The 15,543-nt window shown below is 63.7% G+C and carries 14 protein-coding genes; 4 read left to right on the forward strand and 10 right to left on the reverse strand.

The features are described from left to right. Positions 1 to 59: 59 nt before the first annotated feature. Positions 60 to 479, forward strand: a complete 420-nt coding sequence (locus MLB1_RS09020; protein WP_180749301.1) for a CoA-binding protein — start codon at positions 60 to 62, stop codon at positions 477 to 479. Here MLB1_RS09020 and MLB1_RS09025 read toward each other — a convergent pair. Further along, complete coding sequence (locus MLB1_RS09025) at positions 476 to 1,129, reverse strand: hypothetical protein (RefSeq protein WP_180749787.1); 654 nt, start codon at positions 1,127 to 1,129, stop codon at positions 476 to 478. The genes MLB1_RS09020 and MLB1_RS09025 overlap by 4 nt on opposite strands. Positions 1,130 to 1,197: 68 nt before the next feature. Then, positions 1,198 to 1,677: a hypothetical protein gene (locus MLB1_RS09030; RefSeq protein ID WP_180749788.1), complete on the reverse strand. Its 480-nt coding sequence runs from the start codon at positions 1,675 to 1,677 to the stop codon at positions 1,198 to 1,200. Positions 1,678 to 1,788: 111 nt separating this feature from the next. Between MLB1_RS09030 and MLB1_RS09035 the strand changes: the two genes are divergently transcribed. Beyond that, positions 1,789 to 3,804 (forward strand): M13 family metallopeptidase, encoded by a 2,016-nt coding sequence (locus MLB1_RS09035; RefSeq protein ID WP_180749302.1) that lies wholly within the window; start codon positions 1,789 to 1,791, stop codon positions 3,802 to 3,804. Between the two features lie 58 nt (positions 3,805 to 3,862). Here the strand turns inward: MLB1_RS09035 and MLB1_RS09040 are convergent, their stop codons facing one another. The 4 genes from MLB1_RS09040 to MLB1_RS09055 all read right to left on the reverse strand — a co-directional run bounded on the left by MLB1_RS09040 (position 3,863) and on the right by MLB1_RS09055 (position 9,792). Beyond that, positions 3,863 to 4,867: a L,D-transpeptidase family protein gene (locus tag MLB1_RS09040; RefSeq protein ID WP_180749303.1), complete on the reverse strand. Its 1,005-nt coding sequence runs from the start codon at positions 4,865 to 4,867 to the stop codon at positions 3,863 to 3,865. Positions 4,868 to 5,091: 224 nt separating this feature from the next. Next, positions 5,092 to 6,252, reverse strand: coding sequence for an acyl-CoA dehydrogenase family protein (locus MLB1_RS09045; protein ID WP_180749304.1), 1,161 nt, complete (start codon positions 6,250 to 6,252; stop codon positions 5,092 to 5,094). Then, positions 6,249 to 8,210, reverse strand: a complete 1,962-nt coding sequence (locus MLB1_RS09050; protein WP_180749305.1) for a biotin carboxylase N-terminal domain-containing protein — start codon at positions 8,208 to 8,210, stop codon at positions 6,249 to 6,251. Before MLB1_RS09050 ends, MLB1_RS09045 begins: the two co-directional genes overlap by 4 nt. A 4-nt stretch (positions 8,211 to 8,214) precedes the next feature. Next, positions 8,215 to 9,792, reverse strand: coding sequence for a carboxyl transferase domain-containing protein (locus MLB1_RS09055; protein WP_180749306.1), 1,578 nt, complete (start codon positions 9,790 to 9,792; stop codon positions 8,215 to 8,217). Positions 9,793 to 9,892: 100 nt separating this feature from the next. Between MLB1_RS09055 and MLB1_RS09060 the strand changes: the two genes are divergently transcribed. Next, positions 9,893 to 10,495: a TetR family transcriptional regulator gene (locus tag MLB1_RS09060; RefSeq protein ID WP_180749307.1), complete on the forward strand. Its 603-nt coding sequence runs from the start codon at positions 9,893 to 9,895 to the stop codon at positions 10,493 to 10,495. Between the two features lie 36 nt (positions 10,496 to 10,531). Here MLB1_RS09060 and MLB1_RS09065 read toward each other — a convergent pair whose 3' ends face one another. The 3 genes from MLB1_RS09065 to MLB1_RS09075 all read right to left on the reverse strand — a co-directional run bounded on the left by MLB1_RS09065 (position 10,532) and on the right by MLB1_RS09075 (position 12,923). Continuing rightward, the gene (locus MLB1_RS09065) at positions 10,532 to 10,834 is read right to left on the reverse strand and encodes a metal-sensitive transcriptional regulator (protein ID WP_180749308.1); all 303 of its coding nucleotides are present in this window, start codon (positions 10,832 to 10,834) and stop codon (positions 10,532 to 10,534) included. Positions 10,835 to 10,839: 5 nt separating this feature from the next. Next, complete coding sequence (locus MLB1_RS09070) at positions 10,840 to 11,463, reverse strand: DUF305 domain-containing protein (protein WP_180749309.1); 624 nt, start codon at positions 11,461 to 11,463, stop codon at positions 10,840 to 10,842. A 74-nt stretch (positions 11,464 to 11,537) separates the two neighbouring features. Then, on the reverse strand, positions 11,538 to 12,923 hold the full coding sequence (locus MLB1_RS09075) for a wax ester/triacylglycerol synthase family O-acyltransferase (RefSeq protein ID WP_180749789.1): 1,386 nt from the start codon (positions 12,921 to 12,923) through the stop codon (positions 11,538 to 11,540). Between the two features lie 110 nt (positions 12,924 to 13,033). On the opposite strand from MLB1_RS09075, the gene ilvD reads away from it, so the two are divergent. Continuing rightward, on the forward strand, positions 13,034 to 14,737 hold the full coding sequence (ilvD, locus tag MLB1_RS09080; RefSeq protein WP_180749310.1) for a dihydroxy-acid dehydratase: 1,704 nt from the start codon (positions 13,034 to 13,036) through the stop codon (positions 14,735 to 14,737). Here the strand turns inward: ilvD and MLB1_RS09085 are convergent. After that, positions 14,734 to 15,465: a TetR/AcrR family transcriptional regulator gene (locus MLB1_RS09085; protein WP_371750578.1), complete on the reverse strand. Its 732-nt coding sequence runs from the start codon at positions 15,463 to 15,465 to the stop codon at positions 14,734 to 14,736. The two genes, ilvD and MLB1_RS09085, sit on opposite strands and share 4 nt — an antisense overlap. Between the last annotated feature and the right edge of the window lie 78 nt (positions 15,466 to 15,543).

A 15,543-nucleotide genomic window follows, 5' to 3' on the forward strand; every position in this document is an offset into this window, starting at 1 on the left:
ATGCCAAGACCTGTCACCTGAGTTTTCGGTGTGCTGCGCGTTACCAGAAAGGAACCTCGGTGTGGACTGCCCCCGATAACGCGACCATCGCCCAGATTCTGCGTGATACCAAGAGCATTGCGATTGTGGGAGTTTCAGCCAATCCGGACCGGCCGAGCCACGGCGTCTATCGCTATCTGGCCTCGCACAGCTCCTATCGGATCTTCCTGGTGAATCCGACCATCGCCGAGCTCGACGGCGAGACCGTCTACCCCAGTCTTGAGGCACTGCCCGAGACACCCGATCTGGTGGATGTGTTCCGCCGCCGCGAGGAGCTGGCGGGCATCACCCAAGAGGCCATCGACATCGGTGCACGCACACTGTGGTTTCAGCTCGATCTCGTTGACGTCGATGCCGCGAACAAGGCGACCGACGCCGGACTTCAGGTCGTTATGGACCGGTGCACCGAAATCGAATTCGCGCGGATCAGTTCACGCTAGTTTCCGGCGCTAGCCTTCAGCGACTGACCGCCGACCCGGTCGATCGGCGCGATGTTGTCCACGAGCCAGCGGCCATCGCGTTTGGCAAGCGTCATCCGCAGCGCCAGCACCGCTTCCACCGACTGCGTCTTCGCCGCGGTGCTTGTCCGCCGCACCAGCGTGGCTGCCACTCCGGACTCCGGACCGATTGCTTCCAGACCCACTGAGATGACCTCACCCTTCTGCGAGATCCCCTTGGCCTTCAGCTCGGCGGTGGCCCGGTCGAAATCACGCGTGAAGGATTGAGCCTGCTCCTGGGTCATGTGCTCGGTGGCCTTGTGCACGTAGGTGTCCGGGCTGCTGGGGTTGTAGTTCACCACCGCCTCGGCCACCGTGGCAACGACATCGGTGACGGCTGCGCGGTCCGCGTTTCCCGCACGATCGGGCACCGTCCAGTCTCGGTATCCCACCACCGCAACGGCCACCACCGCGGCGGCGGCCAGGGCCGCGATCCCGGTGCGTAACCCAGGACCGTCGTCGTCCGTGCCGAAGGTGACCGAATCACGCCTGGCCAGATAGGCGTTCAGCGCAACCCCCTGGGCGATGAGCAGCCCTGCAGCGGTGCCTATCGCCACCCACCAGGTGGGCCAGCCCAGAATTACACCGAGCATCACGATCGCGAGCAACGCCACCAACGGTGCCAGCACATCAAAGAGAATGACGCGCAAAACATTCCGGCTCACTGGATAACCCTCAGATCCGTCACCAGTAGCTGATCGCCCACCTTGGACACCGCAAGTCGCAGGTACCACGGATTGACCTTCGCGGGCGCGTTGGCGGCTCGTGTCACCGAGGTCGCCACCACCATCACGCGGTCAGTCCGCTCCGCCGACGGCAGGCCGACATCCGCATCGTCATGAGGTCCCGCTCTTTCAATGGCTACGGAGTCGATCTCGCCCACGGCATCGGTGTCGAGGGTCCGGGCCAGCTGCACGAATCCGGCGATGGTCGCCCCCAGCTCATCGCTGAGCCTCCCGGCGGCACCGTCCTGTAATGCCTGCACGCTAGGCCCGACATTGCCCTTGTTCATGTTGATCAACGCGTTTACCCAGCTCACAGCGGTGCCGAGAACACGCGAATCGTAGCGGTCACTGGTCACCTGGCCGCGGTGCCCGGTGCTGACGAGTATCGAAAACACCAGCGCGACAACCGCGATCACTCCGAGAACAGCGGACAGCATGCCGTACCGGGACAAGACTGCTCCGTCTTCCTGCGCCGGGTCGTCTTTGCTCACGGGCCTCACCCTAGCGACCCATGTCACCATGGACGGGTGACCACCGAAACCACCAGCTCCCCCGACGCTCTTCGCGCAAGCGGCTCATCGGCGAAGTCCGGTATCGACCTGAGCCATCGCGACGAATCGATCCGCCCGCAGGATGACCTGTTCGGCCACGTCAACGGGCACTGGCTCGCCGAATACGCCATTCCTGCCGACCGTGCCGTCGATGGCGCGTTCCGGACTCTGTTCGACCGTGCCGAGGAGCAGGTTCGCGGGATCATCACCGAGGCGGCCAACTCTGGTGCACCGGAAGGCACCGAGCCTCAGAAGATCGGCGATCTGTTCGCCAGCTTCATGGACACCGAAGCCGTGGGGGAAATCGGCCTGGCGCCGCTCCACGAGGAGCTGGACCGGATCGTCTCGGCCCCGAATGCCACCGCGCTGGCCGCCGTCATGGGTGCGCTTCAGCGGGCCGGGGTCGGCAGCGGCGTGGGCTGCTACGTGGACACCGACGCCAAGAATTCCGCGCGCTACCTACTGCACATCAGCCAGTCCGGCCTCGGACTGCCCGACGAGTCGTACTACCGCGAGGACCAGCACGCGGCGACACGCGATAACTACCGCGCCCATATCGCCGCCATGCTCGCGCTGGTCAACGGCGATGATGACCACGATGCCGCCGCCGCAACGATTCTCGAACTGGAAACCAAGATCGCGGCAGCACATTGGGATGTGGTCAAGCGGCGGGACGCCGAGCTGAGCTACAACCTGCTGCGCTTCACCGATCTGGAGCACACCGCACCTGGGTTTGATTGGAGTGGCTGGATTTCCGGACTGGGCGCCACCACGGGCCAGGTCAACGAATTGGTGGTACGGCAGCCCGACTATCTCACCACCTTCGCGGAGCTCTGGGCTTCGGAGCCGTTGAATGACTGGAAGCAGTGGGCCGGCTGGCGGCTGGTTTGTGCCCGCGCGCCGTATCTCACCGAGCCGCTGGTGGCCGAGAATTTCGATTTCTATGGGCGCGCACTGTCGGGTACCGAGCAGATCCGCGACCGCTGGAAGCGCGGTGTCGCGGTGGTCGAGTCACTACTCGGCGAAGCTGTCGGACAGCTCTACGTCGAGCGCCACTTCCCGCCGAATGCGAAGGCGCGCATGGAGGTACTCGTCGATAATTTGCGTGAGGCGTATCGCGCCAGCATCACCGAACTGGAATGGATGACTCCGGAGACCCGCACAAAGGCCCTGCAGAAACTCGACAAGTTCACTCCGAAGATCGGCTACCCGGCCACCTGGCGTGACTACTCGACGATCGCCATCCGCCGCGATGATCTACTGGGGAATGTCCGGCGCGCCACGGCCGCCGAATGCGACCGCGGCCTTGCCAAGCTGGCCGGCCCGGTCGATCGCGACGAGTGGTTCATGACCCCGCAGACGGTGAACGCGTACTACAACCCGGGCATGAACGAAATCGTTTTCCCCGCAGCCATTTTGCAGCCGCCCTTCTTCGACGCCGACGCCGACGATGCCGCTAACTACGGAGGAATCGGCGCCGTCATCGGTCACGAGATCGGCCATGGGTTCGATGATCAGGGCTCCAAATACGACGGTGACGGCAACCTGGTCAACTGGTGGACCGACACCGACCGCGACGAATTCGGGGTGCGTACGACGGCGCTGATCAAACAATACGACGAGTTCGTGCCGCGCGCGCTGTCCGATCAGCATGTCAACGGCGCGTTCACCGTTGGTGAGAACATCGGCGATTTGGGCGGTCTCTCGATCGCTCTGCTCGCCTACGAGATCTCGTTGGGCGGCAAGCCTGCTCCCGTGATCGACAATCTGACGGGTGTGCAACGAGTCTTCTACGGCTGGGCGCAGGTGTGGCGGACAAAGGCCCGTGAGGCCGAGGCTATCCGGCGTCTTTCGGTAGATCCGCACTCGCCGCCGGAATTCCGGTGCAATGGCGTGGTGCGCAATATCGATGCCTTCTACGAGGCCTTCGCGCTCACCACAGAGGACGAGTTGTTCCTGGAAGACGATCAGCGCGTACGCATCTGGAGCTGACACCGCAACAAGAAAGCCCCCGGTCCGTGGCCGGGGGCTTTCTTGTTGTCTTCAGATCTCAGAAACGCTGCCAGTCGTCGTAACCGTCGTAGTCCTTGTACGGACCACCGGGTGAGTTCTTCACGATCACCGGGTCACCGGGGTGGGACTGGTTGAAGTACCAGGTGGCATTGTCGGTGCTCAGATTGATGCAGCCGTGGCTGGTATCGCTCTTACCTTGTGCACCCACCGACCACGGCGCACCGTGGACGAAGATGCCCGAGTTGGAGAGCCGCGTCGCCCAGAACACGTCGAGCTTGTAGCCCTCGGCCGAATTGACCGGCACCCCGTAGGTGGAGGAGTCCATCACCATCTTCTGGAACTTCTCGCTGACGTAGTACGTGCCGTTCTTGGTCTCGTGCTTCTTGTCGTGCTTACCCATCGACATGGGCATGGTGCGCTCCACGACCCCGTTGCGGGTCACGGTCATCGTGTAGGTGGCGTCGTCAACCGTGGACACGAAGGCGTCACCGACCTTAAAGCTCCACTTCGTGCCACCCGCATTCACGTTCACATCGGTGTTCGCGGGCCAGAATTGCGTGGGCTTCCAGCGCAGCTGCTGGTCGGTGTACCAATAGAAGTATCCCGGCACCGGCTTCGACGTGGTGATCTTCACGGCCGCCTCGGCGGCCTTCTTGTCCGTCACCGGAGCCGAGAAGACAATCGTCACCGGCTGGGCCACACCGACGACATCACCGTTATTGGGCGAGTTCTTGAGCAACCCCACGGGCAGCGGGGGGACATCCCCCGTGGGAGGCGCCCCAGGCGGCGGTGTGGTCGGCGCCGGAGGCGGCGGAACCTCGCCGGGAGGCGGACCCTCCGGCGGTGGCGGCGGCACTTCCCACGGCGGAGGCGGTGGCGGCGGTAGCTCGAAGGGCGGTGGCGGAGGCCCCGGCTCTTCGATGCCTGGACCACCGGGTTCATCGGGGTCCGCGAGGGCAGGAACCACTCCGGCGCCCAACAGTCCTGCGACACAGATACCGCTGACGAGGGTGCGCCGGAACCAACGAGTTAAGACAAGCATGCTCACTCCTGTAGACACGACACATCCAGTGTGTCATAGCGTTCGTCGCAACCAGGCGACACTGTGTTTCACCCGCTCAAGAAAATGGTCCTTGACCAGGCACTATCGCCGTTGATTAGAAAACGTCACATCGATAACCCCACAGGGGTATCTGTTCATAGCCGACGACCTGGGGAGTCGTACCGGATCCCCAGGTCACCCATACAGCTAAGTATTACTCAAGGCTACCGGCTCAGCGCCCGGGCGATGATCATCAGCTGGACCTCGCTCGTGCCCTCGCCGATCTCCAGGATTTTGCTGTCGCGGTATTGGCGCGCGACCGGAGACTCGTTCATGAATCCCGCTCCCCCGAAGATCTGGGTGGCATCGCGCGCGTTGTCCATGGCTGCCTCACTGGCGATCAGTTTGGCGATCGACGCTTCGGTCTTGAACGGCTTTCCGGCCAGCAGCAGCGCGGCAGCGTGGTAGTAGGCCAGTCGCGAGGTGTGCGCGCGGGCCTGCATCCTGGCGATCTTGAACGAGACAGACTGGTAGTCGATGATCGCGCTGCCGAAGGCGGGCCGGCTGCGCGCGTACCGCAGGCTTTCGTCGACACACCCCTGTGCGGCGCCGGTTGCCAACGCCGCGATGGCGATCCGGCCCTCATCGAGGATGCGCAGAAATCCCGCGTATCCGCGGCCGCGCTCCCCCAATAGGTTTTCGTGGGGCACGCGTACGTCGTCGAAGCTCAGCGGATGCGTGTCCGAGGCATGCCATCCGACCTTGTCGTAGCTCGGCTCGACTGTGAATCCCGTTGTGCCGGAGGGTACGTGAATTACGGAGATCTCCGGCGATCCGTCCGGGGAGCGTCCGGTCACTGCCGCGACGCCAACCACCGCGGTGATATCCGTCCCTGAGTTGGTGATGAATGCCTTGGAGCCGTTGATAATCCAGCTGCCGTCGTCTTCGACGGCCCTCGTGCGAATCGATCCCGGGATGTCGGTACCACCACCGGGCTCGGTCAAACCGAAGGCGGCCAAAGAGTTTCCGGAGGCCAGCTCGGGCAGCCAGTGTTCTTTCTGCTGTTCACTCCCAAATCGATAGATCGGCATGGCGCCAAGCGAGACCGCGGCCTCAAGGGTGATGGCCACACTCTGATCCACCCGGGCCAGTTCCTCCAGCGTCAGACAGAGGGCGAAGTAGTCGCCGCCCATACCGCCGTACTCCTCGGGGAACGGCAGACCGAACAGCCCCATTTCGCCCATTTGTGCCACCACCGCATACGGGAACGTCTTGGTCGCATCGTGATGTGCTGCGACCGGCGCCACCACCGAATTGGCAAATTCCTCAACGGTTTTACGCAGCGAGTCGTACTCGTCAGGTAGCTCTGCGGTGCTGAACGTCATGGTCTCCCCTCCTGGGGGTCGATAGCCGGGTGGATGGTGGCGAGGAGTTGGTCGACGGCCACTTGGTCGCCGACGGCCACCGAAACGGTCACGGTTCCGGCGAGCGGTGCGCGCAAGGTGTGTTCCATCTTCATGGCCTCGACCACCACCACCGGAGCGTCGCGCTCTATGACGGTTCCCGTGCTCACCGACACGACACGCACAACTCCCGGCATGGAGCTACGGATTTCACCGTCCTCGTCCTCACCGTCGTGATGCCGTAGACGGGGTTCAGGTGCGATATCCGCGTGCCAGGTGCCCTCATCGGTCGCGATCCACGCCGCTGTCTCTGTGCGTGTGGCATCCGCGCGATACAGCTGGCCGGCGAACTCGATGCTCACCTGTCCTGCCGTGCTGTGCACCTTGCTCTGAACCCGCTCGCCGTCGCCGACGCTGACCCCGGCCACCGGATCGCTCCAGAGCCGGATCAGCTCGATCGACTCTCCGATGCGCAGCCGATACGAACGTGCTGCATGTTCGCCAATCCGCCACCCAGATTTGGCATTCCAAAGACCGTCTGAAGCGGACGCACCGTCCAACAGCGCCGCGGCGGCCACCCACACCCACGGTGGCGCGACGGGCGGGTGGTACTCGGCCGCGATCTTGTCAAGCAGGGCGGTGTCGATATCTCCGGCTATCACAACAGGATTCGTCAACAAGGCGCGCAGGAAGGCGATATTGGTGCCCACGCCAAGTATCCGGGTGTCGGCCAGCGCCTGGTTGGCATCGGCCAGCGCAGACGCGCGGTCGGCAGCGTGCACAATGACCTTGGCCAGCATCGGATCGAATCGAGAGCCCACAACAGATCCGGTAGCCAATGCCGTATCGGTACGAGCACTGCTCGAAAAACGGCCAAGCGCAACGCTCCCACCGGTCGGCAGGAACTCACGAGCGGGGTCCTCGGCGTACACCCGCGCCTCGACCGCGTGGCCGGTCAAGCTGATCTGATTTTGCGCGAGCGGCAGGCACTCACCGGCCGCCACACCAATCTGCCACTGCACCAAGTCGATTCCCGTCACCATCTCGGTGACGGGATGTTCGACCTGGAGCCGGGTGTTCATCTCCATGAAGTAGAAGGACTCTGGATCATCCGAGTCAACAATGAATTCAACGGTACCGGCACCGAAATAGCCGACGCTACGGGCAATCTGACAGGCCGCCTCGCCCATCGCGGCCCGCATTGCGGGCGTCAGCAGCGGCGACGGCGCTTCCTCGATCACCTTCTGGTGTCGGCGCTGCAGACTGCATTCGCGTTCGCCCAGGTGCACCATATTGCCGTGGGTGTCACCGAACACCTGAACCTCGATATGCCTGGGTCGAGCGAGATAGCGCTCGACAAGCAAGGTGTCGTCACCGAATATCGCGGTAGCCTCGCGCCGGGAGGCGACCAATGCGTCGGGCAGCTCGCCCAGGGCGTGCACCACCCGCATGCCCTTGCCGCCGCCACCTGCGGACGGCTTGATGATCAGCGGGGTGCCGATCGTCTCCGCCGTGGCGATCAGTTCGGCATCCGATTGCGCGCCGACACTGCCGGGCACCACCGGGACACCGGCGGCGGCCACTGTGTCCTTGGCTCGGATCTTGTCACCCATCGCATCCATCGCCTCTGCGGGCGGCCCGACGAAGATGATCCCCGCCGACTGGCATGCCCGCACGAAATCTGCGTTCTCCGAGACAAACCCGTATCCCGGATGGATGGCCTCGGCCCCCGCCTGCTTGGCGGCACTGATGATCGAATCGATATCGAGATAGCTCGAGGAATCGGCGCCGAGGCGCACCGCGGTATCGCAGGCAGCGAGGTGATCGGTGTCCCCGTCCGTATAGACCGCGATGGAGCGAATTCCCATGGCATGCAGGGTTGACGCGATGCGGACCGCGATCTCGCCGCGGTTCGCGATTAGGACACTGCGCACTGTCATCACGTCACATCCTGAAGATGCCGTAGGAAACCGGTTCAAGGGGTGCATTGGCGCAGACTCCTAGCGCCAGCCCGAGCACCGTGCGGGTGTCGGCGGGATCGATAATCCCGTCATCCCAGAGGCGCGCGGTGGAGTAGTACGGATTACCTTGGCGTTCATACTGTTCGCGGATGGGCGCCTTGAAGGCTTCCTGCTCGGCCTCGGTGAGCTCTTGTCCTGAGCCCGCGCGCTGATCGGCGCGCACAGTGGCGAGGACCGAGGCGGCCTGCTCCCCACCCATCACCGAGATACGTGCGTTCGGCCACATCCACAGGAACCGTGGCGCATAGGCCCGACCGCACATCGAGTAGTTGCCGGCTCCGTAGGAGCCGCCAATCACCACAGTCAGCTTCGGCACCCGCGCGCACGCAACGGCGGTGACCATCTTTGCCCCGTGTTTGGCGATACCGGCGGCCTCGTAATCACGGCCCACCATGAAGCCGGAGATATTCTGCAGGAACACCAGCGGTATCCGTCGCTGATCACAGATCTCGATGAAATGCGCTGCTTTCATGGCGCTTTCGGCGAAAAGCACACCATTGTTCGCGATGATGCCGACAGGGTGCCCGTGCAACCTCGCAATACCGGTCACCACGGATTTTCCGTACTCCGCCTTGAACTCGGTGAACGTGCCGCCGTCGACCAATCGGACGATCACCTCGTGAACGTCGTACGGGATACGCGGATCGGTGGGCACCACGTCATACAGCGTGCGCGGATCACGTTCCGGGGCAATCGTTTCGACAACCGGCCACGGCGACTCTGCCTTGGGCGCCAAGGTGGAGATGATCCGGCGCACAGTCTGTAGAGCGTCGTTATCGTCGGTGGCCAGGTGATCGGTCACACCCGAGGTACGGGAATGCAGGTCGCCACCGCCGAGCTCCTCGGCCGTCACCACCTCACCCGTCGCAGCCTTCACCAACGGCGGACCACCGAGGAAGATCGTGCCTTGCTTGCGCACAATGACGGCCTCGTCGCTCATCGCCGGCACGTACGCACCGCCCGCGGTGCAACTACCCAGCACCGCGGCGATCTGAGGAATTCCCTTGGCGCTCATGGTGGCCTGGTTGTAGAAGATCCGGCCGAAGTGCTCGCGGTCCGGGAACACCTCGTCCTGCATCGGCAGGAACGCACCACCTGAGTCCACCAGGTAGATACAGGGCAGCCGGTTCTGCAGCGCGACTTCCTGGGCGCGTAGATGCTTCTTCACCGTCATCGGGTAGTAGGTGCCGCCCTTGACGGTCGCGTCATTGGCTGCGATTACACACTCGCGTCCCGAGACCCGACCGATACCGGCAATGATGCTGGCGCCGGGAGCCTCGTCCTCGTACATGCCATTGGCCGCAAGCGCCGATAACTCCAGAAACGGGCTGCCCGGATCGAGCAGGGCGCCAACGCGATCGCGTGGCAGGAGCTTGCCCCGGTCCACATGCCGCTGCCGGGACTGTTCGTTACCGCCGAGCGCCGCGCGCGCGAGCCGCTCACGCAACTCCGTGACCAAACGGGCATGCTCGGCCCTGTTCTGCTCACCTACGAGAGTCATACTCAGCTCCGAAGTTTAAATTTCAGTTAATCAGGATTAACTTGGTCTAAGGTAATCTCCGTTAACTGATTTGTCTAGATCGAGCCACTGAGAAGGTTTGATGACCAACCTGGTACCCGAGTCGGAAACCCCGAACAAACGCGAACGCGCCAAGGCTGATCGGCGAGATCAACTGCTGGCAGCCGCGGCCCGCTTGGTGGCCATGCGGGGATATGCGCGGGTGCGCTTGGAAGATCTCGGCTCCGCAGTCGGGATCAGCGGTCCAGCGATCTACCGACACTTCCCCAATAAAGAGGCTCTGCTGGTGGATCTGCTGGCCGATGTCAGCCGCCGGCTCCTCGAGGGGGGAACCAACGAAGCTGAGACCGCCGAGACCGCACACGAGAGCCTGTCCCGGCTCATCGACTTCCATCTCGACTTCGCACTCAACGAGAGCGATCTGATCCGGGTACAGGACCGCGACCTCGACTCGCTACCGGAGAACGCACGTCGTCAGGTACGTCAATACCAGCGCCGCTACGTGGAGGTCTGGGTCCAGGTGCTCTGCCGGACCGATCACGACCTCGATGAATCGGATGCGCGGATCAAGGCACATGCCGCCTTCGGTCTGATGAACTCAACGCCCTACAGCGCCGGTCGATCGGCACCTGCGCAGACGCGAGCAGTGTTACGGCAGATGGTGGTTGCCGCGCTCAACTCCTAAGCGCGAGCGGAGAGATGGGCTCGCGCCCACCCCGTTCTAGCTGCGCACCAACCGGGCGATCGCCGCGGAGGCCTCGGCCAGCTTCTCCTCGGCATCGGCGCCGCCGGAGGCAACGGCGTTGGAGACACAATGACCGAGATGCTCGTCGAGCAGCCCCAGCGCAACCGACCGCAGCGCACTCTGTGCGGCGCTGATCTGGGTCAGCACGTCGATGCAGTACTTGTCATCGTCGATCATCTTTGCGATACCACGCACCTGTCCCTCGATACGCAAGAGACGCTTGGCGTAGTCATCCTTTTTCAGCGAGTAACCGTGTCCGGTCGAAGTCTTGGTGGTCATGTCCATTATCCCTTGAGGAGGCCTTGCATCGTATCGATCTCGGGCTGCTGATTATCGATGATCTGTTGCGCCAGCTGCTTTGCTGCAGGGTACTGGCCCCCGGAGAGTTCCGCATTCGACATGGCGACCGCGCCCTGGTGATGGGCGATCATCGACTGCAGCCACAGCTGGTCGAAGGCCTCACCGTTGAGGGTCTTCATCCGGTCCAAAACTGGCGTGTCCACCATGCCAGGCATATGCCCCGCCGGGTCGTGCCCCTCGGGCATTACGGGCTTGCCCCAGTTCTTGAGCCATTCGGTGAAGGTGTCGATCTCGGGCTGTTGCGCCGTCTCGATGTTCTTCGCGAGCTCCAGGATCGCGGGGTTGGCGGTCCGCCCCTCCGTGAACGCGGCCAACTCGACGGCCTGCTGGTGATGCATGATCATCTGCTGGGCGAAGGTCACGTCGGCATCGTTGTGGTCCGAGGCCGGAGCCGATGCGGTGTTGGTGTCCAGGGTTGTGGACATCCCAGAATGGCCCGAGTGCTCGGATTTCGTTTCGTCGCCCTTTTTATCCGAGCTACACGCTGACAGAACCAGCGCCGCAGCGGCGACGCCGGCGATGATGGCCGTCCGAGTTCGGTTTCGCATGCGACCATCGTAACCCAGATACCCCCGTAGGGTACAAGGTTCAGATCTTGCATACCCCTTGAGGGTATTAGCCCTCAGATGACGGACTCTTCCAGCTGCGTCAGCGCTTCCTCGAGATGAGTGAGGATGCGCTGCAGATGCGGCACACTCGTGCGGCATCCGGTCAACCCGAAATGCATCGAAGAGCCGCTGCTGGTGCAGGTGATATTCAACGCCACTCCGTCGATCGGGATGGATGCCGGGTAACACCCGTCCATCTCGAACCCGTTCCAGAACATATCGGTGCGCGGGCCGGGGACATTGGAAATGATCACGTTGAACGCAGGTGTGGTCCGGTCCACCAAACCCGGGACGGCACTGCTCAGTGCGGGGGCGCCGTTGAGGGCGCCGACCAGCATCCGCTGCATGGGCGTCATTTCCGAGAGCACCGACTTGGCGGCCTGCACCGAGTCCCGGATCGCACTGAACCGCTCCAGCGGATCGGGCTTGTCGGTCGCCAGATTGGCCAGCAGCGCGGTGATCGAGTTCCCCGAGTTCTGGTCACCCTCCGCCCGGATCGACACCGGGCACATGGCGATCAGCGGCTTATCGGGTAGCGCGTTCTGCTCCTCCAAGTAGGTACGCAGCGCACCCGCACACATGGCCAGCACCACATCGTTGACCGTGCCGCCCAGCGCCTTACCGACCTCCTTGATCCGCGTCATCGACCAGGTTTGCGCCGCGAATCGTCGCGCTCCCCCGATCGAGACGTTCAGCATCGTGTGCGGTGCCGACAGCGGCCTGACCAGCTGGGGGTCGGACAGCGCGTGCCGTCCGTACTTGAGCAGGCCGGGTGGAATCGAGACGACCTGTTTCATCGCACCGGCCGCTCCTCTGACGAGATCCAGCGCCGAGGTATTGGTGGTGCTAACGATGCTGCTCTTGGCGCGCCGTTTCGCCGGGGCCCACACGGCCTGGCAGTCGCGCGCGTCGGGATCATCGGTCAGCGAGCGCATCATCATCCGCAAGGCACCGACGCCATCGATCACCGCATGGTGCATCTTCGTGTAGACGGCCAAGCGTCCGTCCGAAAGCCCTTCCACCACATGCATTTCCCACAAGGGCCGGTGCCTGTCGAGCGGGGAGCTGTGCCAGCGGGAGGTGACCGTCAGCAGTTCGCGCACGCGGGCCGGGCTCGGCAGCGCCTCGCGGCGCACGTGGTACTCCCAGTCGATCTCATCGTCGATGATCCAGGTGAGGTTGCCCATGATCGCCAGCGGTTGGCCGGGCCGTTTGCGGAAATCCGATGACACCTCGGTGGTGGACATCAGCTGTTCGTAGAACACCTCGGCGTAATCGGGGCCGACATCGGGGGGCGGTTTGAACAGCTGCAGACTGCCGACGTGGAATGGGTGCTCCCGCGTTTCCCCGATGAGGAACATCGAGTCACTGACCGGCATTAATGGCATACCCGCCATCATTGCTGTCGACACGCCGTTTTGCGGCGGTTTCGTAACGCACGTTTCCGCCAGGAGGCGGCGTGTCGGCGGCCGAGAAATCGCGCTTGCATCGGCGAGGGATACTTAACCCCATGTCAGCCCCGCAGCAGCCCGATATCAAGCCCAGAAGCCGCGACGTCACCGACGGCCTGGAGAAGACCGCCGCCCGTGGGATGCTGCGCGCGGTAGGCATGGGAGACGACGACTGGGCCAAGCCGCAGATCGGCGTCGGCTCGTCGTGGAACGAGATCACCCCCTGCAACATGTCGCTGCAGCGGCTCGCGAAGTCGGTCAAAGAGGGTGTGCACGAGGCCGGCGGCTATCCGCTGGAGTTCGGCACAATCTCGGTGTCCGACGGCATCTCGATGGGCCATGAGGGTATGCACTTTTCACTGGTGTCCCGTGAGGTGATCGCCGACAGCGTCGAGACCGTGATGCAGGCAGAGCGACTGGACGGGTCCGTGCTGCTGGCCGGATGCGATAAGTCGATCCCCGGAATGCTCATGGCTGCAGCACGTTTGGACCTGGCCTCGGTGTTCTTCTACAACGGTTCGATCATGCCGGGTAAGGCCAAGCTCACCGACGGCACCGAAAAGGAAGTCACCATCATCGACGCCTTCGAGGCTGTCGGCGCCTGCGCCCGCGGTCTGATGTCGCGCGCGGACGTCGACATCATCGAACGCGCCATCTGTCCGGGTGAGGGCGCCTGCGGCGGTATGTACACCGCCAACACCATGGCCAGTGCGGCCGAGGCTCTGGGAATGTCATTGCCGGGCAGCGCATCTCCGGTCGCAGTCGACAAGCGCCGTGAAGAGTACGCTCGCCGCAGCGGCCACGCTGTCGTGGAGATGCTGCGGCGAGGCATCACTGCGCGCGACATCCTCACCAAGGAGGCCTTCGAGAACGCCATCGCCGTGGTGATGGCGTTCGGCGGTTCCACCAACGCGGTGTTGCATTTGTTGGCCATCGCCAAGGAAGCAGAGGTCGAGCTGACCCTCGACGATTTCACCCGCGTCGGCAAGAAGGTGCCGCACCTGGCCGATGTGAAACCCTTTGGCCGCCACGTGATGAAGGATGTCGACGAGATCGGTGGCGTCCCGGTGGTCATGAAGGCACTGCTGGATGCCGGCCTGCTGCACGGTGATTGCCTCACGGTCACGGGTCAGACCATGGCCGAGAATCTCGCGCACATCGCGCCACCGGACCCGGATGGCAAGGTGCTGCGCGCGATGAACAACCCGATCCACCCGACGGGCGGCATCACCATCCTGCACGGCTCGCTGGCACCGGAGGGCGCCGTGGTCAAGTCGGCGGGCTTCGATTCCGATGTGTTCGAGGGCACCGCACGGGTTTTCGAGCGGGAACGGGCAGCGCTCGATGCGCTGGAGGACGGCACCATTACCCATGGCGACGTCGTCGTCATCCGCTATGAGGGTCCCAAGGGCGGCCCCGGCATGCGCGAGATGCTGGCCATCACCGGCGCCATCAAGGGCGCCGGGCTAGGCAAGGACGTGCTGCTGATGACCGACGGACGCTTCTCCGGCGGCACCACCGGTCTGTGCGTCGGACATATCGCACCAGAGGCCGTGGACGGCGGACCCATCGCATTCGTCAAGGACGGCGACCGGATCCGGCTCGACGTTGCCAACGGAAATCTCGACCTACTCGTCGACGAGGCCGAACTTGCCAAGCGCCGTGAGGGATTCGAGCCGCTCCCGCCGCGGTACAAGACCGGGGTGCTGGCCAAGTACGTCAAGCTGGTGCAGTCGGCCGCCGTCGGCGCGGTCTGCGGCTAGGCCGGAGCGATTCGCCCCGGATCGCGGTATTGCTCCACGGTCCGAGCGATTTCCTCGGGCTCCGACAGGGGTTCCTCCCTAGCGAGGTACACGCCACCGGACCGCAGGGTGTCATCGATCAGCAGCCAGATCCAGCGGACCAGATCGTCGATCAAGCGTTCCTGTGAGGTGCCGCCCGGGTTGTCCAGCCAATGCCCCGCGGCGGTCTCGACCATCCCGACGATGCTCATCGCCGAAAGTTCCGTATCGGCCTCGACCCCGAATGCGCCCACGTATACCCCGAAGACCTGACCCAGCTGCGTGCCGATCGAGAACTTGATATCGGTGATGGCGTCGTGGGCGTCGGAATCTTCGGCCAGCGAGCAGCGAGCCAGATAGCGGTACAGGTTGCGGTGCCCAACGAGGAAGCGCACGTGCGCGCCGACACCGGCCTCAATGATCTGCCCCATCGAGCCGTGCGGCTGCCAGACCGGTGCGAGCTCGGCAATCATCATCTCGCTGGCGCGCTGCGCGATCGCGCGTTGGAGGTCCGCGGCACAGGTGAAATGCCGGTACAGCTTGGTCCGGGTGACTCCGACATACACCGCGATCTGCTCGGTAGACGTCTGCGGGCCGTGTTCCGCGATGGCGGCGAGAGCGGCGTCGACGAACTCGACGCGGCGGCGCTCACGCTGACCGCTCCATCTGCTCACTACCCCGTCCCGCACCTCTGGCTGCACGGATCTCACCCTAGCCAATCAAGTGGTACATCGCGTACCATTTGCGCACTGGTACGCCACGTACCTGTGCGCAGTACGCTCGATCCT

Origin of the sequence: Mycobacteroides sp. LB1, from assembly GCF_013449725.1 — a bacterium.
Classification (GTDB): Bacteria; Actinomycetota; Actinomycetes; order Mycobacteriales; family Mycobacteriaceae; genus Mycobacterium.